Source organism: Alkalisalibacterium limincola, assembly GCF_008017755.1.
In the GTDB taxonomy this organism is placed as follows: domain Bacteria; phylum Pseudomonadota; class Gammaproteobacteria; order Xanthomonadales; family Xanthomonadaceae; genus Alkalisalibacterium; species Alkalisalibacterium limincola.
On record NZ_VRTS01000006.1, the window covers coordinates 1 to 20,737 of the forward strand.

21 protein-coding genes and 2 pseudogenes are annotated in these 20,737 nt (G+C 69.8%); 7 read left to right on the plus strand and 16 right to left on the minus strand.

The window, feature by feature from the left end:
* The 11 genes and pseudogenes from FU658_RS09175 to prmB form a co-directional block, all read right to left on the minus strand.
* A partial coding sequence (locus FU658_RS09175; protein WP_147891814.1) for a phosphohexomutase domain-containing protein occupies window positions 1-927 on the minus strand: 927 nt, incomplete at its 3' end.
* Between the two features lie 23 nt (window positions 928-950).
* Window positions 951-1,838, minus strand: coding sequence for an acetyl-CoA carboxylase, carboxyltransferase subunit beta (gene accD, locus FU658_RS09180; protein WP_147891815.1), 888 nt, complete (start codon window positions 1,836-1,838; stop codon window positions 951-953).
* Window positions 1,839-1,938: 100 nt separating this feature from the next.
* Window positions 1,939-2,751 carry a tryptophan synthase subunit alpha gene (gene trpA / locus FU658_RS09185; protein ID WP_147891816.1) on the minus strand — a complete coding sequence of 271 codons (813 nt, stop codon included), beginning with the start codon at window positions 2,749-2,751 and terminating at the stop codon, window positions 1,939-1,941.
* Entirely contained in the window at window positions 2,748-3,980 is a 1,233-nt protein-coding gene (gene trpB, locus FU658_RS09190) for a tryptophan synthase subunit beta (protein WP_147891965.1), read from the minus strand. Before trpB ends, trpA begins: the two co-directional genes overlap by 4 nt.
* Window positions 3,961-4,631 (minus strand): annotated as a pseudogene (locus FU658_RS09195) (phosphoribosylanthranilate isomerase). Before FU658_RS09195 ends, trpB begins: the two are co-directional and overlap by 20 nt.
* Window positions 4,628-5,410: a tRNA pseudouridine(38-40) synthase TruA gene (gene truA, locus FU658_RS09200; protein ID WP_147891966.1), complete on the minus strand. Its 783-nt coding sequence runs from the start codon at window positions 5,408-5,410 to the stop codon at window positions 4,628-4,630. The pseudogene FU658_RS09195 and the gene truA overlap by 4 nt, the downstream one beginning before the upstream one ends.
* A 92-nt stretch (window positions 5,411-5,502) precedes the next feature.
* The gene (locus FU658_RS15275; RefSeq protein WP_277612828.1) at window positions 5,503-5,646 is read right to left on the minus strand and encodes a FimV C-terminal domain-containing protein; all 144 of its coding nucleotides are present in this window, start codon (window positions 5,644-5,646) and stop codon (window positions 5,503-5,505) included.
* Complete coding sequence (locus tag FU658_RS09210; RefSeq protein WP_147891818.1) at window positions 5,631-7,526, minus strand: type IV pilus assembly protein FimV; 1,896 nt, start codon at window positions 7,524-7,526, stop codon at window positions 5,631-5,633. Before FU658_RS09210 ends, FU658_RS15275 begins: the two co-directional genes overlap by 16 nt.
* 65 nt (window positions 7,527-7,591) lie before the next feature.
* Entirely contained in the window at window positions 7,592-8,614 is a 1,023-nt protein-coding gene (locus tag FU658_RS09215) for an aspartate-semialdehyde dehydrogenase (protein ID WP_147891819.1), read from the minus strand.
* A 58-nt stretch (window positions 8,615-8,672) separates the two neighbouring features.
* Window positions 8,673-9,767, minus strand: coding sequence for a chorismate synthase (aroC, locus tag FU658_RS09220; protein ID WP_147891820.1), 1,095 nt, complete (start codon window positions 9,765-9,767; stop codon window positions 8,673-8,675).
* Between the two features lie 18 nt (window positions 9,768-9,785).
* Window positions 9,786-10,703 carry a 50S ribosomal protein L3 N(5)-glutamine methyltransferase gene (gene prmB, locus FU658_RS09225; RefSeq protein WP_147891821.1) on the minus strand — a complete coding sequence of 306 codons (918 nt, stop codon included), beginning with the start codon at window positions 10,701-10,703 and terminating at the stop codon, window positions 9,786-9,788.
* Between the two features lie 84 nt (window positions 10,704-10,787).
* On the opposite strand from prmB, the gene FU658_RS15280 reads away from it, so the two are divergent.
* From FU658_RS15280 to asd, 3 genes are read left to right on the plus strand one after another with little or no spacing between them, the layout of a single operon-like run.
* The gene (locus tag FU658_RS15280) at window positions 10,788-10,982 is read left to right on the plus strand and encodes a hypothetical protein (RefSeq protein ID WP_255505515.1); all 195 of its coding nucleotides are present in this window, start codon (window positions 10,788-10,790) and stop codon (window positions 10,980-10,982) included.
* A gap of 17 nt (window positions 10,983-10,999) precedes the next feature.
* Entirely contained in the window at window positions 11,000-11,437 is a 438-nt protein-coding gene (locus FU658_RS09230) for an SCO family protein (protein ID WP_255505516.1), read from the plus strand.
* Window positions 11,434-12,279, plus strand: coding sequence for an archaetidylserine decarboxylase (gene asd, locus FU658_RS09235; protein ID WP_147891822.1), 846 nt, complete (start codon window positions 11,434-11,436; stop codon window positions 12,277-12,279). Before FU658_RS09230 ends, asd begins: the two co-directional genes overlap by 4 nt.
* A gap of 7 nt (window positions 12,280-12,286) precedes the next feature.
* On the opposite strand, the gene FU658_RS09240 is transcribed toward asd, so the two are convergent.
* A complete protein-coding gene (locus tag FU658_RS09240) occupies window positions 12,287-12,871 on the minus strand; it encodes a DUF2845 domain-containing protein (protein ID WP_147891823.1) in 585 nt (194 codons plus the stop codon).
* 82 nt (window positions 12,872-12,953) lie between these two features.
* The gene (locus FU658_RS09245) at window positions 12,954-13,778 is read right to left on the minus strand and encodes a transglycosylase SLT domain-containing protein (protein ID WP_147891824.1); all 825 of its coding nucleotides are present in this window, start codon (window positions 13,776-13,778) and stop codon (window positions 12,954-12,956) included.
* Between the two features lie 101 nt (window positions 13,779-13,879).
* Between FU658_RS09245 and FU658_RS09250 the strand changes: the two genes are divergently transcribed.
* Complete coding sequence (locus FU658_RS09250) at window positions 13,880-14,392, plus strand: hypothetical protein (protein ID WP_147891825.1); 513 nt, start codon at window positions 13,880-13,882, stop codon at window positions 14,390-14,392.
* Between the two features lie 128 nt (window positions 14,393-14,520).
* A pseudogene (locus FU658_RS09255) lies at window positions 14,521-16,024 on the plus strand (helicase HerA-like domain-containing protein).
* 17 nt (window positions 16,025-16,041) lie between these two features.
* Here FU658_RS09255 and FU658_RS09265 read toward each other — a convergent pair.
* Window positions 16,042-17,763: a DUF2207 domain-containing protein gene (locus FU658_RS09265; protein ID WP_187266030.1), complete on the minus strand. Its 1,722-nt coding sequence runs from the start codon at window positions 17,761-17,763 to the stop codon at window positions 16,042-16,044.
* Complete coding sequence (locus FU658_RS09270; RefSeq protein WP_147891826.1) at window positions 17,760-18,311, minus strand: LemA family protein; 552 nt, start codon at window positions 18,309-18,311, stop codon at window positions 17,760-17,762. The genes FU658_RS09265 and FU658_RS09270 overlap by 4 nt, the downstream gene beginning before the upstream one ends.
* A gap of 147 nt (window positions 18,312-18,458) precedes the next feature.
* Here FU658_RS09270 and FU658_RS09275 point away from each other — a divergent pair, with 147 nt between their 5' ends.
* Together FU658_RS09275 and FU658_RS15285 are read left to right on the plus strand one after the other, a co-directional pair.
* The gene (locus FU658_RS09275; RefSeq protein WP_255505517.1) at window positions 18,459-19,610 is read left to right on the plus strand and encodes an AbgT family transporter; all 1,152 of its coding nucleotides are present in this window, start codon (window positions 18,459-18,461) and stop codon (window positions 19,608-19,610) included.
* A gap of 8 nt (window positions 19,611-19,618) precedes the next feature.
* Window positions 19,619-20,110 (plus strand): AbgT family transporter, encoded by a 492-nt coding sequence (locus tag FU658_RS15285; RefSeq protein ID WP_255505518.1) that lies wholly within the window; start codon window positions 19,619-19,621, stop codon window positions 20,108-20,110.
* 66 nt (window positions 20,111-20,176) lie between these two features.
* On the opposite strand, the gene FU658_RS09280 is transcribed toward FU658_RS15285, so the two are convergent.
* Window positions 20,177-20,668 (minus strand): hypothetical protein, encoded by a 492-nt coding sequence (locus FU658_RS09280; protein WP_147891827.1) that lies wholly within the window; start codon window positions 20,666-20,668, stop codon window positions 20,177-20,179.
* Window positions 20,669-20,737 lie beyond the last annotated feature (69 nt).

Consider the following 20,737-nt stretch of genomic DNA (forward strand, 5'->3'; position numbering starts at 1 on the left):
ACCCACGCGCGAGCGGACGAATCCGATACCCGCCGTCGCGAACGCCTTCTCCAGCCCGTAATTGGTCATCAGCGTCCCGACCACCGGCCCCTTCAGGCGGCCTTCGCGATGCCAGTCCATCGCCAGCACGAAGAGGATGTCGTCGCCATCGAGCGCGTGCCCCTGGCCATCGACGAACTGCACGCGGTCGCCATCCCCGTCGAAGGCGATGCCCAGGTCCTGCCCGCTGGCGCGCACGTGCTCGCACAGGGCCTCGATATGGGTGGAGCCCACGCCCAGGTTGATGTTGAGCCCATCGGGCTCATCACCGATGGCGCTCACCTTGGCCCCCAGCTCGGTGAAAAGCTTCGGCCCGGTCTGGTACGTGGCACCGTGCGCGCAGTCCATGCCGATGCGCAGGCCAGAGAGCGAGAGCTCCACCGGCACGGTCGACTTGCAGAACTCCACGTAGCGCGTCACCGCGTCGCGGACACGCTCCACCTTGCCGATGTGCTCGGACTCCACCGTGGTGAATGCGTCGTCGAGTGCAGCCTCGATGGCCGCCTCGGTGGCGTCGTCGAGCTTCTCGCCATTGGCCGAGAAGAACTTGATGCCGTTGTCGTAGTGCGGGTTGTGCGAGGCCGAAATGACGATGCCGGCCGACGCGCGCAGGGAGCGCGTGAGGTGGGCCACGCCCGGGGTGGGCATCGGGCCAAGCAGGCGCACGTGCGCCCCGGCGGCCACCAGCCCGGCCTCCAGCGCCGCCTCGAACATGTAGCCCGAAACGCGGGTGTCCTTGCCGATCACCACCAGTGGCGGCTTCCCGGAGCCTGCTGCCAGGACGCGGCCCAGCGCGTTGCCCAGGCGCAGCACGAAATCGGCCGCGATGGGGCCTTCGCCCACGCGACCGCGAATACCGTCGGTCCCGAAGTACCTGCGATCACCCATTGTCTGGAACTCCCTTGGCGCCCTCAGGCGTGTGCCGCAACCGGCTGGTCCTGCGGGGCGGGCTGGCGCGTCATGATGGCCAGCAACTGCGCGAGGCGATCACGCATCTCGCGCCGGTCGACGATGAGGTCGATCGCACCGTGCTCGACCAGGAACTCCGAACGCTGGAACCCCTCGGGCAGCGTCTCGCGCACGGTCTGCTCGATGACGCGGGGCCCGGCGAAGCCGATCAGCGCGTGGGGCTCGGCGATGTTGAGGTCGCCCAGCATCGCGAAGCTTGCCGACACGCCACCGGTGGTCGGGTGCGTGAGCACCGAGATGAACGGCACGCCGGCAGCGCGCAGGCGCCCCAGGGCGGCCGAGGTCTTGGCCATCTGCATCAGCGAGAACAGGCCTTCCTGCATGCGGGCGCCGCCGCTGGCGGCAAAACACACGAAGGGTACGCGCTCGGCCAGCGCCTCTTCGGCGGCCAGCGCGAAGCGCTCCCCGACCACCGAGCCCATCGAGCCACCCATGAAGCGAAACTCGAATGCGGCGGCGACCAGCCCGCTGCCCTTGAGCGAACCCTTCATCGCGATGAGCGCATCGCGCTCGCCCACGGACTTCTGCGTGGCCTTGATGCGTTCGGCGTACTTCTTGGTATCGCGGAACTTCAGGACGTCGGCCGGCCCCAGCTCGGCACCGATCTCCACGCCACTGCCCGGATCAAGCAGGGCTTCCAGGCGCTGGCGCGCACGGATGGGCCGATGATGGTTGCACTTCGGGCAGACCTCGAGGTTGCGCTCGAGCTCGGGACGGTAGAGCACCGCCGAGCAACGCTCGCACTTGTCCCACAAGCCCTCGGGGACCGTCCTCTTGTTTCCACCCTGGGTGCGGATCCGGGAAGGCATAAGTTTCTGCAGCCAGCTCATTCCAGGCACTCGATCGTGTTGTCGTGACCCTACAGTGTAGCCGAGGTGAAGACACGGGGCCTCCCCGGATTGCCGCAGCCCACGCCGCCGCAGGGCAGCCTCAGTCCCGCGGCGCTTCGTCCAGGGCCTGCCTCAGGGGCTGCATGAATTCCCGGGCGGCATCCGCGGCTTCGCCCGCGGTTCCGGCCCGCGACAGGACGTCGACCAGCGCGCTGCCGACGACGACACCGTCGGCCATCGGCGCCAGCGCCGCCGCCGAAGCCGCATCGCGTACGCCGAAGCCCACCACCACCGGCACCCGTGCGCGCTCGCGCAGGGCGTGCACGGGCGCACGCACGGCCTTGGTGTCGAGTTGGGCGCCACCGGTCACTCCGGCGAAGCTCACGTAGTAGACGTAGCCCTGCGCCTCGGCGGCCATCCGGTCGCGGCGGGCATCGGACGTTGTCGGGGCGGCCAGCGGGATCAGCGCCAGCCCCGCGCGGTTGAACACCTCGCGGTGCCCGGCAGCCTCTTCCGGTGGCAGGTCGACCAGCAGCAGGCCGTCGACCCCGGCATCGGCAGCCTCGTGCGCGAAGACCTCCGGGCCACGCATCTCGATCGGATTGAGGTAGCCCATCAGCACGATCGGCGTATGCGCGTCGGTGGACCGGAACTCGCGCACGCAGGCCATGACGTGGCGCGTGCCGGCACCTCGCGACAGGGCCCGCTCGGAACTGCGCTGGATCACCGGGCCGTCGGCCATCGGGTCGGAGAACGGCATGCCCAGCTCGATGACGTCGGCACCGCCCTCCACCAGTGCGTGCATGACCGGCACGGTGGCCTCGAGCGACGGGTCGCCACAGGTGATGAAGGGGATCAGCGCCTTCCGGCCCGCCCCGCGCAGCGCCGCGAAGCGCGTGTCGATCCGGTTCAAAGCTCGATGCCCTCGCGCTTGGCGATGGTGAAGATGTCCTTGTCGCCGCGACCGGACAGGTTGGCCAGCACCAGCGCATCACGCGGCAGCTCCCGAGCCAGCTTCATCGCCTGGGCGATCGCGTGGCTGGACTCCAGTGCGGCCAGGATGCCTTCGGTGCGGGCCAGCAGGTGGAAGGCCTCCATCGCCTCCTCGTCGGTGATGCCCACATACTGCGCGCGGCCGAGGTCCTTGAGCCAGGCATGTTCGGGGCCGACGCCGGGGTAGTCCAGGCCCGCGGAGACCGAGTGGGTCTCGGTGATCTGGCCATCGTCGTCGCAGATGACATAGGTGCGGTTGCCATGCAGGACGCCCGGGCGGCCAGCCACCAGCGAAGCGGCATGGCGGCCGGTCTCGACGCCATCGCCGGCGGCCTCGGCGCCATACATGCGCACGCCCTCGTCGCCCAGGAAGGGATGGAACAGACCGATCGCGTTCGATCCACCGCCGACGCAGGCCACCAGCGCGTCCGGCAGCCGGCCGTACTCCTCCAGCATCTGCACGCGCGCCTCGCGGCCGACGACGGCATTGAAATCGCGCACCAGCATCGGGTACGGGTGCGGACCAGCGACGGTGCCGATGATGTAGAAGGTATCCTCGACATTGGTGACCCAGTCGCGCATGGCTTCGTTGAGCGCGTCCTTGAGCGTCTTGGAGCCCGATTCGACCGCGCGCACCTGCGCACCCAGCAGCTTCATGCGGAACACGTTGGGGGCCTGGCGCTCGACGTCCACCGCACCCATGTACACCACGCATTCCAGCCCCAGCCGGGCGGCGACGGTGGCACTGGCCACGCCGTGCTGGCCGGCGCCGGTCTCGGCGATGATCCGGGTCTTGCCCATGCGCTTGGCCAGCATGGCCTGGCCGATGGTGTTGTTCACCTTGTGCGCGCCGGTGTGGTTGAGGTCCTCGCGCTTGAGGAGGATCCGCGCGCCGCCGACGTGGCGGCTGAGGCGCTCGGCTTCGTAGATCGGGCTGGGACGCCCGACGTAGTGGCGGTAGTCGCGTTGCAGTTCGGCCAGGAACTCCGGATCGTCGCGGTAGCGCCGGTAGGCTGCATCGAGCTCGGCCAGGGGCTGGATCAGGGTTTCGGAGACGAAGACGCCCCCGTACCGACCGAAGTGGCCCTGGGCGTCGGGAAAAGCGCTGTAGTCGACCGCCGCGGCGGGCTCACTTGTCGATGGTGCAATCGGCACTTCGGACCTCTTCCAGGAAACGTTTCATCGCTCGCCGTCCTTGACGCCGGGCGCGGACTCGATGCCGCTGGACACGTCCACGCCCCAGCAGCGGGTGCGCACGACCGCGTCGCACACGGTATCGGGAGACAGACCCCCGGCCAGCATCCATGGGCGCCCGAGGTCGGCCGGCAGGCGCGACCAGTCGAAGCGCTTGCCCTGCCCCCCCGGCTCGCCCTCGCCATGGCCGTCGAACAGGAATCCGGTGGCGGAAGGGTAACGGTTGAGCACTTCGAGCGCATGGCTGCGCCCGCTGGCGCTCCCCTCGCCCATCGCCACGGACTTGAAGAACGGCAGGCCCCAGCGACGGCATTCGCTGTCGCTTTCGCTGCCGTGGAACTGCAGCACGTGGGGGCGAACGCGCTGGATGACCCGCTCGACATCATCGGGATCGTTGTCCATGAACAGCGCCACGACGCTGAGGAACGGGCCGACCGCTCCGCGCAGCGAGGCCGCCTCGTCGATGCCGAGCTGGCGCGGACTGCCCTCGGCGAACACCAGGCCGATCGCATCGGCACCCAGCTCACCGGCCAGGCGGATGTCGCCGGCGCGGGTGAGGCCACAGAACTTGACCCGCGTGCGCAGGTAGGGGCAGTTCGAATTCATTCACCGGTCTCCCAGGCGGGCGGCAGGGTCGCCTCGGCGGGCAACCCCCAGCTGGCAGGGTACATCGGGCCGATGAACGTCAGCCCGGCGGCCGGAGCGGTCGGTCCGGCCAGCTCGCGGCGACGCCCGTCCAACAACCCGCCGATCCAGTCCTCGGGGCGCTCGCCGCGACCGACCAGGATCAGGCTGCCGACGATGTTCCGGATCATGTGGTGCAGGAAGGCGTTGGCCTGGACGTCGATCGCCACGACCTCGTCGGGTTCGCGACGCACCTCGATCATGTGCAGGTTGCGGCGTGCGTGGGTGGCCTGGCATGCCTGGGCGCGGAACGCGCTGAAGTCGTGCTCCCCCAGCAAGGCCTGGGCAGCGCGATGCATCGCCGAGGCGTTCAGGGGCCTGGGCTCCCAGGAGAGGTATTGGCGGTTCAAGGCAGGCCGTATCGGTCTGTTCAGCAGTCGGTAGACGTAGCGTCGCGCCCTGGCTGCGTAGCGGGCGTGAAAGCGGTCCGGCATCGGCTGTGCCCAGTGCACGGCGATCGCCTTCGGGGTGCGGCTGTTGGTCCCCAGGACCCAGCTGCGCGCGCTGCGCTCGACCGTGGCATCGAAGTGCACCACCTGGCACCGCGCATGTACGCCCGAGTCGGTGCGGCCGGCGCACTGCACCTGCACGGGCGACGCCGCCACGCTCGACAGGGCCTCCTCCAGGCTGGCCTGGACGCTGGCACCGTGCCCCAGCCGCTGCCAGCCAAGGAAGTCGCCGCCGTCGTATTCAAGGCCCATGGCCCAGCGCTGTGTGTTCACAAACGGCTTCCCGTCCAAACGCGCGGGGGCCGGCGCGAACCGGCCCCCGCGACCACGATGATAAGCCGCGCTCAGCGCAGCCCGTCGAGCAACTCCCGGGCCTGCGCCTGCTGGGCCTCGGTCCCCTCCTGGCATACCTCCTCGAGCATCCCGCGGGCCCCGTCGACATCGCCGATGTCGATATACGCCCGGGCCAGTTCTAGCTTCGTGCCCACGGCGTCGGCTTCGGTCCCGTCGTCATCGAAGGCCGATGCACCGGCTCGCCCGCCGTTGCGCTTGAGGCCTGCGCTTCCCCGGGATCGATACCCCAGTCATCCAGCTCCAGGTCCTCGACCGGCTCCCCATCGGTGGGGGACCCATCGCCCTCGCTTTCCGCGCCATCCGCGTCGTGCGGGAGGTCGGCAGGTGTCGCCCGGACCGGCTCGGCACCCTCCTCGGCCGGGTCGGGGACTGGCCTGGAATCGTGCACGCCGGGCCGGTCCCCGGACTCGGGTTCGCCCCAATCGTCCATGCCCTCCGACCCGGACCCCGTCGGGGCCAGTGGTTCATGGTCGGCATCAACCTGCACCGCCCCTTCGTCATCGAGGACTTCCTCCGGCTCCTCGACGGTGTCGTCGCCAACCGGAACGGGCGCCGTCGAAGAGCTGCGCGCGGCTTCAATGCTGGCGGCGAGGGAGCCCGCGCGGCCAGCCGCCACGCCGGGCTCGCGCCGGCGACGGGTGAACAGCCAGACCAGGCCACCCACCACGAGCAGCGCCAGGCCGCCCAGGCTCAGCGGGTGCCGATACCAGGGCGTCGCCGTCGCGACCGGGTCGCCGGCCGCCGGATCCACCTCGACGCGACCCTCGCGCGCCTCGCGCAGCTGGCGCTGCATGTCCTCCATCTCCTGGCTGCGCAGCTCGATCATCCGCGCCTGCCGTTCGGCCAGCGCCTCGAGCTCATCCATGCGCGAGCGCATTTCCTCGATCTCGGCATCGCGGGCCGCGATTTCTTCTTCGGCCTGGGTCAGCTCCACGCGCAACTGCGTGCCCTCGCCACCGGCCGCCGCCCCGGACTGGGCGCCCGACGGACCCGCCTCGCCGCTCGGCGGGACGATCGCCAGACGTGCCTCGGACCCGGAGGCGACCGGGGTCCTGGTGGGCTGCTGGCGCGGCGTCTCGGCGGGCTGGGGAACCGGCGCGCGGCGTGCGTTCCACGCCGCAACCTGCTCGCTGACCATCGCGTTGGCTTCGGCGGCACGCAGGGCCACCACTTCGTCCCGGGAGGGCAGGCGCATCACCGCGCCGGCGCGCAACAGGTTGATGTTGCCATCGATGAATGCGTCGGGATTCGCCCGCAGCAGCGCGATCATCATCTGGTTCACGCTGACGTCGGCATCGCGCTCGCGGTTGGCGATCGACGACAGGGTCTGGCCCGTGGCCACGGTGAAGGTGCCGCCGGCCGCGGTAGCCGCCGTGGCTGCCGCCGCCGGTGCAGCGACCGGGGCGGCAGGGGGCTGCGGTGTCGCAGGCGGGGGCGGCACCGGCGCGGGCACCGGGGCTGGCGCTGGCGGAAGCGGTGCCGGCGCCTCCGAAGCACTCGGCGGAGCCTGCGCCGCGGGCTCGGCGCGCGGCGACGCTATCGCGGGAGCCGGCTGGACGGGTGCTGCGGGCGTGGTCGTCGCCGGCGCCACCTGGGCGCGGGTGGCGGGCGCCATGTAGGGCGGGTCGAGCAGCACGTTGTATTCGCGCACCAACCGCCCCGCACCCCACTCGATCTCCAGCAGGAAGCTCAGGAACGGATCGTTGACCCGGCTGGGCGTCGTGACGCGGATGACCGGCTCGCCACGTGCATTGGTGTCCAGGGAGAACTGCAGGTTCGCCGTCATCGCCGAGGGGCGATCCAGGCCCACGCGCGAGAAGGCTTCCGGCGAGGCCAGTCGAACATGCATGCGCTCGAGCTCGGCGGGCGAAACCTGCAACAGGCGGATTTCCGCCACCAGTGGCTGGTTCAGGCGCGACTGCACCTCGATCTGGCCAAGGCCCACGGCAGCGGCGTGACCACTGGCCAGGCCGAGCGATAGCAACAGCGGCAGCGACAGGATCTTCTTTCTCACATTCCCCTCCCCGGATCGGCCGGCGCGAAGGCGCGCCAACCGCTAGTACTCGTCGGACTATACGTTCACGCGTGCTCGGCAACCAAGCATTCCGCCAGCTGCACGGCGTTGAGCGCCGCGCCCTTGCGGATGTTGTCGGCGACGATCCACAGGTCCAGGCCGTTCGGATGGGAGATGTCCTCGCGGATGCGGCCCACGTAGACCGGATCGGTCCCGGCGGCGTGCGTCACCGGCGTGGGCCACAGGCCGCTGGCAGGGTCGTCGACCACCTCCACGCCCGGCGAGGCGGCCAGAAGCTCCCGGGCCTGCAGGGCGGTCACCTTTTCCCGTGTCTCCAGGTGCACGGCCTCGGAGTGGCCATAGAACACCGGCACGCGCACCGCGGTGGGGTTCACCTGGATGGTGTCGTCACCGAGGATCTTCCGGGTTTCCCACACCAGCTTCATTTCCTCCTTCGTGTAGCCGTTGTCGAGGAATTCGTCGATCTGGGGGATCAGGTTGAAGGCGATCTGGGCGGCGAACTTCTTCGGTTCGAGCTCCTGGAAACTCAGCATCGCCGCCGTCTGCCGCCCCAGCTCCTCCATGCCCGAGCGCCCGGCGCCGGACACCGACTGGTAGGTGGCCACGTTGATGCGGGTGATGCCGTAGCGGCGGTGGATCGGGCCCAGCGCCACCATCATCTGCATCGTCGAGCAATTCGGATTGGCGATGATGCCGCGAGGGCGGTCGCGCATCGCCTCGGGATTGACCTCGGCCACCACCAGCGGCACGTCGTCCTCGTAGCGGAAGGCCGAGGAGTTGTCGATCACCACGGCGCCCGCCGCCGCGAACTTCGGCGCATATTCCTTCGACACCCCGCCACCGGCGGAGAACAGCGCGATATCCACGCCTGTCGGGTCGAAGGTGGCGACGTCCCGGACGGTAAGCTTCCTGGCGCCGAATTCGAGCGTGTCGCCCGCCGAGCGCTCGCTGGCCAGCACGTGCAGCTGGCCGATCGGGAACTGCCGTTCGGCGAGGATGGCCAGCATCGTTTCGCCGACCGCGCCGGTCGCGCCGACGATGGCTACATTGAATCGCTTGTCGCTCATGGTGTGTGTTCCGGTTGGACGCTGTCCCGGGTCGGGACGGGGGAAACGGGGGCAACGCTCAGGAGGCGTGCCCGGGAATCTTCGGATGGACCTCACCGACATCGCCGCACTGGGCGCGGTGGCGCAGCGCGTGGTCCATCAGCACCAGCGCCACCATCGCCTCGGCGATCGGCGTGGCACGGATGCCCACGCAGGGATCGTGTCGCCCGGTCGTGACGACCTCGACGGCCTCGCCGCGCACGTCGACACCCCGGCCCGGGATGCGCAGGCTCGAGGTGGGCTTGAGCGCGATCGAGGCGATCACGTCCTGGCCGCTGCTGATGCCGCCAAGCACGCCGCCGGCGTGGTTGCTCAGGAAGCCCCCGGGGGTCATTTCGTCGCGGTGGACACTGCCCTTCTGCGCCACCGCATCGAAGCCGTCGCCGATCTCGACGCCCTTGACCGCGTTGATGCTCATCAGCGCCGCGGCCAGGTCGCCGTCGAGCTTGCCGTACACCGGCTCGCCCCAGCCCGGCGGCACGCCGCGGGCCACCACGCGCACGCGCGCGCCGACCGAGTCGCCCGACTTGCGCAGCGCATCCATGTAGGCCTCCAGGGCCGGCACCTGCGCCGACCAGGGCCAGAAGAAGGCGTTGGCCTCCACGGCCTCCCAGTCGAAGCCCTCGGGCAGCACCTCGCCCAGCTGCGAGAGGTGCCCGCGGACAAGGATGCCGAAGTGCTGCGCCAGCCACTTCTTCGCGATCACGCCGGCAGCCACGCGCATCGTGGTTTCCCGCGCCGAACTGCGGCCACCGCCGCGCGGGTCGCGGATTCCGTACTTCTGCCAATAGGTGTAGTCGGCGTGCGCCGGCCTGAACTGTTCGCCGATCGCGTCGTAGTCCTTGCTGCGGGCGTCGGTGTTGCGTACCAGCAGCGCGATGGGCGTGCCGGTGGTCCTGCCCTGGTACATGCCGCTCAGGATCTCGACCTCGTCGGCCTCGCGGCGTTGCGAGACATGGCGCGAGGTGCCGGTGGCCCGGCGCTGGAGGTCGGCGACGAACTCCTCCGGCGCAAGCTCCAGTCCGGGTGGGCAGCCGTCGACGACGCAGCCGATCGCCGGCCCGTGGCTCTCGCCGAAGGTCGTGACGCGCAACAGGTGTCCGAAGCTGTTCAAGGTCGTCGCCCTCCCCGCTCAGCCGCGCGCGTCGGCGAGTTCGCTGATGTGCTCGTGGTGCGCCAGCAGGTCGTTGCGGTCGATCGCGAACACGCCCATCTGGCCGACGCGGAACTCGATCCAGTGGAACGGGATCTCCGGCAGCAACTCGACCAGCGCGCGCTCGGCCTCGCCGACCTCGCAGATCAGCAACGCCTCCTCGCTCATGTACTCCGGCGCGTCGCGCATGATCTTCAGCGCCAGGTCCAGCCCGTCGTCACCGGCGCGCAGGCCCAGCTCGGGCTCGTGCGCATACTCCGGCGGCAGCGCGTCGGTCTCGTCGTGGGTGACATAGGGCGGATTGGTGACGATGAGGTCGAACACCTCGCCGTGCAGCCCACCGAACAGGTCGGAGCGACGGAACTCGACGTTGCCGCAGGACAGGCGCTGCTTGTTCTCGACCGCCAGCGCCAGCGCGTCCTCGCTGATGTCGGTGCCCACCACTTCCCAGTCCGGCCGATGGGCCGCCATCGCGATGGCGATGCAGCCCGAGCCGGTGCACAGGTCCAGGGCGCGGTAGACCTCGCGGCCCTCGAGCCAGTCCTCGAAACCGGACTCGATCAGTTCGGCGATCGGCGAGCGCGGCACCAGCGCACGGGGGTCGGACTTGAAGCTGAGGCCGGCGAACCACGCCTCTCCGACCAGGTAGGCCGCCGGGACCCGCTCGTCGATGCGCCGCTGCAGCAAGGCCAGGACCTTCGTCTTCTCCTCGGCGGTCAACTTCGCGTGGCCGTAGACGGGCTTGAGGTCATGCGGCATGTGCAGCGCGTGCAGGACCAGCTGGGTGGCCTCGTCGAGGGCGTTGTCGTAGCTGTGCCCGAAGGTCAGCCCGGCCTCGGCGAAGCGGCTGGCGCCGTAGCGGATGAAATCGATGATGGAGGCCAGTTCGGCGGTCATGGGAAGCCCGGGAATCGTTGCAGGGAGCGAGTATAGCGGTGCGGCGGCTATAATCGCGGGCTGTCCCGCACCGCTGGCACCCCCATGTTCAACCGCACCACCGTATACATCCTCGTCGCCGCCGTGGCCGCCGGCCTTGGCCTGTGGCTGTCCCAGGGCCTGGGCGACCGAACCCGCCTGCCGGAGATGGACCTGGTGACGCTGCTGCCCGAAGCGCGCGAGGTGCCGGACTTCACGCTGCAGCGGGCCGATGGCGCGACGCTGGACAAGGCCGCCTGACCGGCCGCTTCTCGATCGTGTTCCTCGGCTTCACCCACTGCCCCGACATCTGCCCGACCACGCTGGCGGAGCTGGGCCAGGCGGAAAGGCTCTGGGCGCAGGCGCTGCCGGAGTCGCAGCGGCCCAACATCGTGTTCGTCTCGGCGGATCCGGAGCGCGACTCGCCGGAACTGGCCCAGGAGTACGCCGGCTTCTTCAGTGATTCCGCGATCGGCGCCACCGCCGAGGTGCCGGTGCTGGAGCGTTTCGGGCGCAGCCTGCTGCTGGTGTTCGCCAAGGTGTCGCTGGACGGGGAGGACTACACCATCGACCACTCCGCCCAGCTCTCCGTCCTCGACCCGGACGGCAACTTCATCGGCTTCATCCGCCCGCGCCCCGCCAACGAGCCCGGTCCCAGCTTCCCGCCGCAGCGCCTGGCGGACGACATGGTGGCGCTGGTCGAGGCCACCCGATGAGCCCGAAGCTCGTTGCGCAGTACCTGCTGCCACACCGTTTCCTCTCTCGCATCGCCCATGGCGTCGCCCGGATCCGCGTGCGCTGGTTCAAGAACTGGCTGACCGACCTGGTCATCCGCAAGTTCGACGTCAACCTGGCCGAGGCGGCAAACCCCGACCCCCACGGCTACGTGCACTTCAATGCGTTCTTCACCCGGGCGCTGCGCGAGGGCGCGCGACCGGCCGACCCGGATCCGGCCAGCCTGCTGATGCCCGCCGACGGTCGCGTGCACCAGGTCGGACGCATCCGCGAAGGTCGCATGGTGCAGGCCAAGGGCCAGGAGTTCACGATCGCCGAGCTGCTGGGCGACGAAGCGGCGGCCCGCGCCTACGAGGACGGCTGGTTCGCCAACATCTACCTGTCCCCGCGCGACTACCACCGCGTGCACATGCCCTGGGCCGGGCGCCTGACCCACACGCTCCACATTCCCGGACGGCTGTTCAGCGTGGCCCCGTGGGCGATGCAGGCCATTCCGCGCCTTTGCGCGCGCAACGAGCGCCTGGTCTGCCATTTCGACACCGGCTTCGGTCCGATGTGCCAGGTGATGGTCGGGGCGATCCTGGTGTCGGGCGTGGAAACCGTCTGGGGCGGCGAGGAGATCCCGCCCTACGCCAGCCGCGTGCGCGAGCGCGACTGGCGCAACCAGGGCATCGAGCTGGGGCGGCACGAGGAAATGGCGCGCTTCAATTACGGATCGACCGTCATCGTGCTGTTCCCGCGCGACGCCGTCGTGCTCGAGGACGATTTGCAGCCGCAGCAGCCCGTGAGGATGGGACAACGGCTGGGCCGCGTCCTGCGCTGAACATCGTTCAGCGTGGCAGCGTGCTGACCCGCTGCAGGCGCCCGTCCTCGAACAGCAGCAGCCGCCCCAGGCGGCCGCCGCTGCCGGCGTAGACCCACTCCTCCACCTCGCGGGGCCGCAGCAGCTCATTGCCGCGAGAGTCGCGACGGATCTCGTCGCGGTAGCGAAGCGCCCGTGAATCGGGCTGGCCACAGCGCAGGGCGATCTCGCCCGTCGTGGCGCCGCGGCTGAAATCGACATCGCCACAGTTCCCGGTGCGCGCCCCGGGGCCGTAGCCGGCGGACTCGGTGCGCGAGAGTCGACCGTCGACGAAGACCAGACGCTGCACAAGCGCGTTGGCGCCGCGGTCGTAGTACCACGCCTCGATGACGCGCTCCTGGCGCCGCTCCAGCGGCCCGTAGGCGCCCTGCGTGAGGAGCTCGCGCCGCGTCTCGACCCAGTGCGGCTCACCGCAGCGCTCGCGCACCTGGAAGTCGTAGTCACCGCTGGAAACGACGCGCCCTCCGCACCGCATCGCCTCGGCCTCGGCCACCGGCCACAGTGCCAACCCGATCAACACCACGACGGAAAGGGACAGCGGGCGACAGGTCATGGCGGACTCCCCGGGTGTGGTGGCGACATCGTCATCTTCGAACGTCGCAGCTTAACGGTTTCCGTCGCGACCCCGGCCGGGCTCAGCCGCTGCACCCCACCAGCTGGATGCGCTGCCCCGGCCGGATCACGAAGCCCGGTCCGCTGATGCCGTTGGCCCGGGCCAGCGCCGTGGTGCCGCCACAGTTGTATCGCCGCGCGATCGACGCCAGTGTGTCGCCCCGGCCCACAGTGTGGGTCCGGGCCGCGCTGGCCGCGGCGGTTTGCGCCGCAGCCGGCGCGCGCGCCGATACCAGCGTGCGTGCCAGCGTCGCCCGGCCCTCGTCGACGCATTGCGAGTAATAGACCGGCTCGAGCTGGCGCGGCACCGCGAATTCGCTGCCGGCCGGGATCACGTCGCCTGTCTGGTATCGCGCATTGAGGTTGCGCAGCACCCGGAACCAGCCCTCGCGCGCTCCCGCACTGCCGATGCAGATGGCCAGTTCATTGAGCGTCGCGTCGCGCACCAGCAGCACCGAGCCCGGGCGCGTGTCGACCGGGCCCAGCTCCAGCCCGTACTCGTCGGCATGCAGGAACAGCCACGCCGCCGCCAGCACCATCGGCACGTACTCCTGCGTTTCCGAGGGCAGCTGCGAGTAGATTTCCGGGTCCCAGAAGCGCTTGCCGGGATGCGCCCGATACAGGCGGCCGACCCGGCCCTCGCCACCGTTGTAGGCAGCCAGGGCCAGCTCCAGGTCGCCGTCGAGCTCGGCCAGCCGTTCCTGCAGGTAGGCCACGTTGGCGCGCGCGGAGAGCTGGGGGTCGTAGCGGGTGTCGAATCCGTCCACGCGGCCCAGCCCGAAGCGCAGGCCGGTCTGGTACATGAACTGCAGCGGCCCGGTGGCGCCGGCGCGCGAGATCGCGTGCACGCGGCCCCCCGGACTCCTTGGCCAGGATGCCGAAGAGGATCGCCTCGGGCAGCCCGGCACGCTCGTACTCCGGCCACATCAGGTGGCGCATGAACTGGTAGTTGTCCCAGCTGGTCAGCAACTGCGGCCGCATCCAGGTCAGCCATTCGGTCAACGCGGCCTTGACCGGGTCGTTGAGCTCGATCACGTCGCGCAATTGCCGCCCGTTGAGCTTGTTGATCGTCGTCGGCGCCGCGCGCCACCGGCAACGCCCTGGCCGCGTCTTCGGCCTCGACCTCGGTGGCTTCGGCACGCCGGGCGAGGAGGCTGTCGTAGACGGCCACGACCCGGTCGCCATCGCAATCACTGCGCGCCACGCAGGCGCTGGCCAGTTCACGCAGGCGTGCGCTGGCACGCTCGATCGATTCGTGCCCCAGGCTGGCCTCGCCCCGCGCCGATTGTTCCAGTCCGGCGCGATACAGCGTGGCCGCGGCCTGCAGCTCGGCATCGAAGGCTGCCCCGGCGCCGTCGCCCGGCCGGCTGGGGCCGGTCTGGGCACAGGCCATCGGCAGGAAAACGAGGAACAACAGCAATCGACGCATCGGCAGGCACCAGCAGGCGGGGCAACGCGCTAGCCTAACGACCCGCGCACGTTGGCAACAACCATGGCGATCGCGTGGATCACCGGGAATGCATGGGACGTCACGCTATCGGCGCCGATCGGCCTAGAATCAGGCCTCACCATCGGCCGGAGGTTTCCCGCGTGAGCGAGCTGTTCCTGGGCAAGGGCACCCGATCCGTCCACCTGCTGGCCCGGTATGGCAACCGCCACGGCCTTGTCGCCGGCGCCACCGGCACCGGCAAGTCGGTCACGCTCATGCTGATGGCCGAAGGCTTCTCGCGCATGGGGGTTCCGGTCTTCATGGCCGACGTGAAGGGCGACATCGCCGGACTGGCCATGCCCGGCAGGCCCAGCGAGCGCCTGCAGGAGCGGGTCGATACGCTGGGCCTGGCGGGCTACAGCCACGAAGGCAACCCGGTCGTGTTCTGGGACCTGCACGGCGAGAAAGGGCATCCGGTGCGGACCACGGTGTCGCAGATGGGGCCTACCCTGCTCTCGCGCGTCCTGGAGCTCAACGAGGTCCAGGCCGGCGTCATCGACATCGTGTTCCGGCTGGCCGACGAGGAAGGCCTGCTGCTGCTCGACCTCGACGACCTGCGCGCGCTGCTGGGCTTCGCACAGGAGCACCGGCAGCGCATCTCGACGCAGTACGGCCTGATCAGCACGCCGTCGATCGGTGCGATCCAGCGGGCGCTGCTGCGCCTGGAGTCGGTCGGGGGCAGGCACTTTTTCGGCGAACCGGCACTGGAGCTCGCCGACCTGATGCGCCAGGACATGTCCGGTCGCGGGGTCATCAACCTGCTCAGTGCGGAAAAGTTGATCCTGCAACCGCGCCTGTACTCCACCTTCCTCCTGTGGCTGCTCTCGGAACTGTTCGAGACGCTCCCCGAAGTCGGCGACCTCGACCGGCCCAAGCTGGTGTTCTTCTTCGACGAGGCCCACCTGCTCTTCAACGACTGCCCGCCGGGTCTGCGCCAGCGGGTGGAGCAGGTGGTGCGGCTGATCCGCTCCAAGGGCGTGGGCGTGTACTTCTGCTCGCAATTGCCCGACGACGTCCCCAACGACGTGCTGGCCCAGTTGGGCAACCGCGTCCAGCATGCGTTGCGTGCCTTCACCCCGCGTGACCAGAAGGCGGTGCGTGCGGCCGCGGAGACGTTCGTACCCAACCCCGACTTCAAGGTGGCAGACGCGATCACCCGGCTGGGCGTGGGAGAGGCCCTGGTGTCCACGTTGCAGGACAAGGGCGTGCCGATGCCGGTCGAGCGCACGCTGATGGCCCCGCCACGCTGCCGCATGGGCGTGATCACCGACGAGGAGCGCGCGCTGGTGCGCAGTCGCAGCCCGGTGGGCGCGCGCTACGACACCCCGGTCAACCGCGAGTCGGCGTACGAGATCCTGGCCCAGCGTGCCAGCGAGGCGCTGGCGGACGCGCCCACGCAGTCCCGCCCGGCAGGAAACAAGGCCGGCGGCAGCGGCAACAACGGCGGGAGTTGGCTCAAGGACATGCTGTTCGGCACGGGACGCGCCAGGGCGCATCGAAGCGGTGACGAAGTCGACGATGCGCACGATGGGCAACCAGATTGGCCGGCAGATCCTGCGCGGCGCACTGGGCGGACTCGCCGGCGGGGCCTCGCGCAAGCGCTGAGCCTGCGCTACCCGACCTCAGCGCCCCCCGCCCCCGCCGCCTCCTCCGCCACCGCCGGACGATCCGCCGCCACCCCCGCCGGAACTGCTGCCCGGCGGGCGCGCGGAGGAACTGATGCTGGAGTTGAGCGAGGAACCAAGCGAGCGGCTCATCCGCCCGAGGTCGGAAACCCCGCCACGGCCGTGGTACCAGGCGATGGAGGAGGCAACCGCCGCTGCCGCCGCCGCACCGACGGCCAGCGTGAACTTCTTCGTCCAGGCCTGCTCCACGTCGAGGGCGATCGCATACGGCAGGAGCCGCTCGTAGCGGCCGGCGTCCAGCGGCGGCGCTTCGCCCCGTGGCGCCTGCACGCTTCCCAGCTCACCCTTCTCTGCGACGCCCATGTACAGCCGCAGTCCCTCGATCTCGTCGAGCAGCCGCCGGCCTTCGCCGGTGCGCGCATGCATGAGCGCCGCGAATACGAAGTGCGCCACCAGCCCCAGCGCGGTCACGCCGAGCGTCAGCGGCAATCCGTCCCCGCCCGCCACGACCAGCGCCAGGGCGGTCGCCAGCAGCCATCCCAGCACGCCGAGGCCGACCGTTCCGAGGTTGCGCACGAAATAGCGCGGAACGCAGGACTTCGCGAGCGCCTGCATCTGCGCCGAGCGCGCAGCGCCGATCGTGGCCGCGTTGGTGTTCCTGAGGACCACGGTGTCCCCGGCCTTGAAGAGCTTCTCCAGCAGCGCCGCCTGCGAGGACGGCACGCCGCCCGCCCCCTTTCCGGCCACCCGGTGCAGGGACCACTCCTTCGCGTCTTCGCGGATCTGCACGTGTCCATGCACCGCCAGGTCGACGACGTCGGCGGTGAAGCAGCGGTCGTCGTACTTCATGCGCCGCAGATAGCGCTGGGCGGCCGGCCCCAGTGCTTGCGGCGGATCGTAGTGGGGAAAGAGCGGCCCGCCCTGCGGGTCGCGCCCGTGGCGCCGCCATTGCGACAGATAGAAGGCCAACAGCAGCACGAAACCGAAGCCGGCCACCAGCACGCCGCGGTTGTCGTGGAGCAGCCAGCCCAGGCGCTGCAGCCGCGAGGGCTCCTCGACCAACCCCTTGGGAAAGCCCACGACGATCGTCAGGCCCTCGTTGCGTCCGAGGGGCACCGTGGTCTCGAATCGCGCCCTTCCATCCAGGGTCGAAGCGACGTAGGCCTGGCCGGTGGCGCCCTCGGCGCCGGTGTAGGCTTCGGCCGTGATGCGTCCGGCGGGCACGTCCCCAGGCAGCCGCACCTCGGCACTGGCCTTGGCGATCGCGAAGTCCCAACCCGACCCGGTCACGTTCCAATACAGTTCGTCGTGGTCGTCGAAGAAGCCCAACTGGCGCGTGGTGCGATAGCGCAGCGTGTATTCGAACTCGCCCGGGACCGCCAGGAAGCGGTCATCGCCGGTGTTCAGGCGCACGCCGTTGCTGCGGCGCTCGGTGAACCAGGGCTCGGGCTGGCCATCGCGCAGCACCTCCAGCGGCTCGAAAGCCACCCTCACCCGGTTGCCCGCGCGGTCGCGGTAGCGGGTCGGGAAGTCGCGGTAGATGCCGCGACGGATGTCGCGGCCTTCGGCGCGCACGCGGATCGTCTCGGTGACCTCGAGGCTGCCGTCGGACTGCACCTCCAGCAGGCTGTGGTAGGCCAGGATCCTCTCCTGGGCCGGCGCCGGCGTCGCACCCAGCGCCAAGGCCAGGCCCAGCAACGCGACCCACCACGCCTTCATGCGGCCTCCCCGACACGCGGCACGGTGCGCTCGCCTTCGGCTGCCTGGTAGAACTCGGCCTCGCGGAAGCCGGATCCGCGCGCCACCACCACGTCGGGCACGCGCTGTATGCCATCGTTGAACTGGCGGACCGCGCCATTGTAGAAGCGCCGCGCGTACTGCAGCTGGTCCTCGACATCGACCAGGTCGCGTTGCAGTTGCAGGAAGTTGCCGCTGGCCTTGAGCTCGGGATACGCCTCGCGCAGCGCGAACAGGCTGCCCACCGCCTGCTCGAGCCGGGATTCCAGCGTGGCCAGCCGCGCCGGGCTTTCGGTGCGCATCGCCTCGCTGCGCAGCGCGGTCACGCTGTGCAACAGCGCCGATTCATGGCTGGCGTAGCCGCGCACCGCCTCCACCAGGTTGCCCACCAGGTCGTGGCGCCGGGTCAGCTGGACGTCGATGTCGCTCCAGCCGGCGCGGACCTGGTTGCGCAGTCGAACCAGCCGGTTGTAGGTCCAGATGGCCCAACCCACCACCACGCCCAACGCAAAGGTCGCAAGCCATGCCATGCCCTTCCCCCGTCCGCGGCGCTGCAGCCGACCCGGGCAGTATGCGTGGGCCCGGTCCGGCCAGCCACCCTCGGTTCCGGCCGCCACCTCGGTTATATTGCGGCGCTTGCCCCGCGTTCCCGGGGCCCCGCGACGAAGACCCTGCCGATGACCCACACCGCTGCCGCCAAGACCACCTGGATCGACCGTTTCCTGAATGTCGTCGAGAAGGGCGGCAATGCCCTGCCCCATCCCGCCACGCTGTTCGCGCTGCTGGCCGTGCTGGTGGTGTTGATGTCGGGCGTGGCGGCGTACTTCGACCTGAGCGCACCGCACCCCAGCACCGGGGAGAGCATCGGCGTGGTCAACCTGATGACGCTGGAGGGCTTGCACCGCATCAGCACCAACATGGTGACGAACTTCACCAGCTTCGCGCCGCTGGGCACGGTGCTGGTGGCGCTGCTGGGCATCGGCGTGGCCGAGCACTCGGGCATGATCGGCGCGTCGCTGCGCCTGCTGGTGCTGTCCTCGCCGCGTTACCTGCTCACCCCGGTCATGGTGTTCGCCGGCGTGATGTCGAACATGGCCAGCGAGATCGGGTACGTGCTGCTGGTGCCCCTGGCGGGCCTGATCTTCCTGGCCGCCGGCCGGCACCCGATCCTGGGCATGGCCGCCGCGTTCGCCGGTGTTTCCGGCGGCTACTCGGCCAACATCCTGATCGGCACGATCGACCCGCTGCTGGCCGGCCTCTCGCAGGAGGCCGCGCGCATCGTCGACCCGGGGTACACCGTCTCCGCGGTCGCCAACTGGTACTTCATGATCGCCTCGACCCCGGTGGTCACCTTGCTGGGCTGGTTCGTCACCGAGAAGATCGTGGCGCCGCGCTTCCCGGACAAGCCCACTGAAGTGCCCGATGACCAGGAAGCCGAAGCGCAACATGCGGCCGACCCGGAGGCCCAGCGACTCAAGCCCGAGGAGAAGCGCGGCCTGAAGTGGGCCCTGGCGGCAACCATCCTGATCACGCTGCTGCTCGTCTGGGCCGCGCTGCCCATCGGCCTGTTCCCCGGCTCGGGCTTCATGCGCGACCAGGAGACCAACGATCTGCTGCGCTCGCCCTTCCTCAACAGCGTGGTGGCGATCATCTTCCTCTACGGCGTGGTGGTCGGCATCACCTACGGCATCGCCGCGCGCACGATCAAGAGCGACGAGGACGTCATCCGGGGCATGGGCCAGAGCATGTCCACGCTGGGCATCTACCTGGTGCTGACCTTCTTCGCCGCGCAGTTCGTCGCCTACTTCAACTGGACCAGCTGGGACTGATCTTCGCCGTGGAAGGCGCAGGAGCGCTGGACGCGGCACGCAGCCTGGTGCTGGGTGGTGCCGAGGAACCCGCCGCGTGGCGCTGGGCGCTGGCCAAGATCTTCATCATGGCCGGGTTCATCGCGCTCACCGCGGTGGCCAACCTGTTCATGGGTTCGGCCTCGGCGAAGTGGGCGCTGATGGCACCGATCTTCGTGCCGATGTTCATGATCCTGGGCTACTCCCCGGAGCTCACCCAGATCGCCTACCGCATCGGCGACAGCGTCACCAACATCATCTCGCCGATGATGAGCTACTTCGCCTTGATCATCGCCTTCCTGCAGCGCTACGAACCCAAGGCCGGCATCGGTACGGTCATCGCGGTGATGCTGCCCTACTCGGTGGTGTTCATGCTGGGCTGGACGGTGCTGTTCTCCGCCTGGATGTTCCTGGGGCTGCCGATCGGGCCGGGGGCACCGCTGGAGTACATCCCGGTCGCACCGGAGATGGCGATCCCCTGAGCCACCCGGGCGGCGCGGGCACCTGCGGACAGTTCCTGCACGGTGCCCGGCTGCCGCCGACGGTCCTCAGAACTGCAGGCGGGTCGTCCCGCTGGCCGCGTAGATGACCGGGCCGTCGGCTGATGCACGGATCCGGTAGACCCCGTCGGACCGGCCGCTCACGCGCTGCCCCATCACCACCATGACCTCCGACGAGGACTGCTTGACCTGCGCCGTGCGGCCGTCGGCATCGATGCTGATCTCACGCGGACCGGGGCGATACTCGTAGCTGGTGGTCGCCTGGCGGGCCTCGCGAATTGACTGCAGGTACTCCGAACGGTCCATCCGCATCCTCTGGCTGCCCTCCCGGGTCGCGATGGTGAAGTCGAAGATCACGTCGGCGGCGAGGAACGGTGCCATGGCATCGGCGTCCATCGCCTGGGCCGCCGCCTGGAAGCGGTCGGCCATCGCCTCGATGTCCGACTGCTGCAGCGCCGAAGTGGTCGAATCACGGGCACACCCGGGCACCACGAGCAGCATCAGCGACAGCACCAGCGTCGCGCGAATCACATTGATCATCCCCAACTCCCCTTCTGGCGACGCCACGACCCCCCGTGGCGGCCGGAACGCCCGGCGCGGTCGTTATAG

What these genes read in the sequence shown, in the direction of transcription:
- FU658_RS09265 (WP_187266030.1), bottom strand. Translation starts at nt 17,763, where the DNA reads ATGAAGGCGTGGTGGGTCGCGTTGCTGGGCCTGGCCTTGGCGCTGGGT.
- FU658_RS09280 (WP_147891827.1), bottom strand. Translation starts at nt 20,668, where the DNA reads ATGATCAATGTGATTCGCGCGACGCTGGTGCTGTCGCTGATGCTGCTC.
- FU658_RS09275 (WP_255505517.1), top strand. Translation starts at nt 18,459, where the DNA reads ATGACCCACACCGCTGCCGCCAAGACCACCTGGATCGACCGTTTCCTG.
- FU658_RS09270 (WP_147891826.1), bottom strand. Translation starts at nt 18,311, where the DNA reads ATGGCATGGCTTGCGACCTTTGCGTTGGGCGTGGTGGTGGGTTGGGCC.
- FU658_RS09240 (WP_147891823.1), bottom strand. Translation starts at nt 12,871, where the DNA reads ATGACCTGTCGCCCGCTGTCCCTTTCCGTCGTGGTGTTGATCGGGTTG.
- truA (WP_147891966.1), bottom strand. Translation starts at nt 5,410, where the DNA reads ATGGGCCTTGAATACGACGGCGGCGACTTCCTTGGCTGGCAGCGGCTG.
- FU658_RS15280 (WP_255505515.1), top strand. Translation starts at nt 10,788, where the DNA reads ATGTTCAACCGCACCACCGTATACATCCTCGTCGCCGCCGTGGCCGCC.
- FU658_RS09215 (WP_147891819.1), bottom strand. Translation starts at nt 8,614, where the DNA reads ATGAGCGACAAGCGATTCAATGTAGCCATCGTCGGCGCGACCGGCGCG.
- prmB (WP_147891821.1), bottom strand. Translation starts at nt 10,703, where the DNA reads ATGACCGCCGAACTGGCCTCCATCATCGATTTCATCCGCTACGGCGCC.
- asd (WP_147891822.1), top strand. Translation starts at nt 11,434, where the DNA reads ATGAGCCCGAAGCTCGTTGCGCAGTACCTGCTGCCACACCGTTTCCTC.
- accD (WP_147891815.1), bottom strand. Translation starts at nt 1,838, where the DNA reads ATGAGCTGGCTGCAGAAACTTATGCCTTCCCGGATCCGCACCCAGGGT.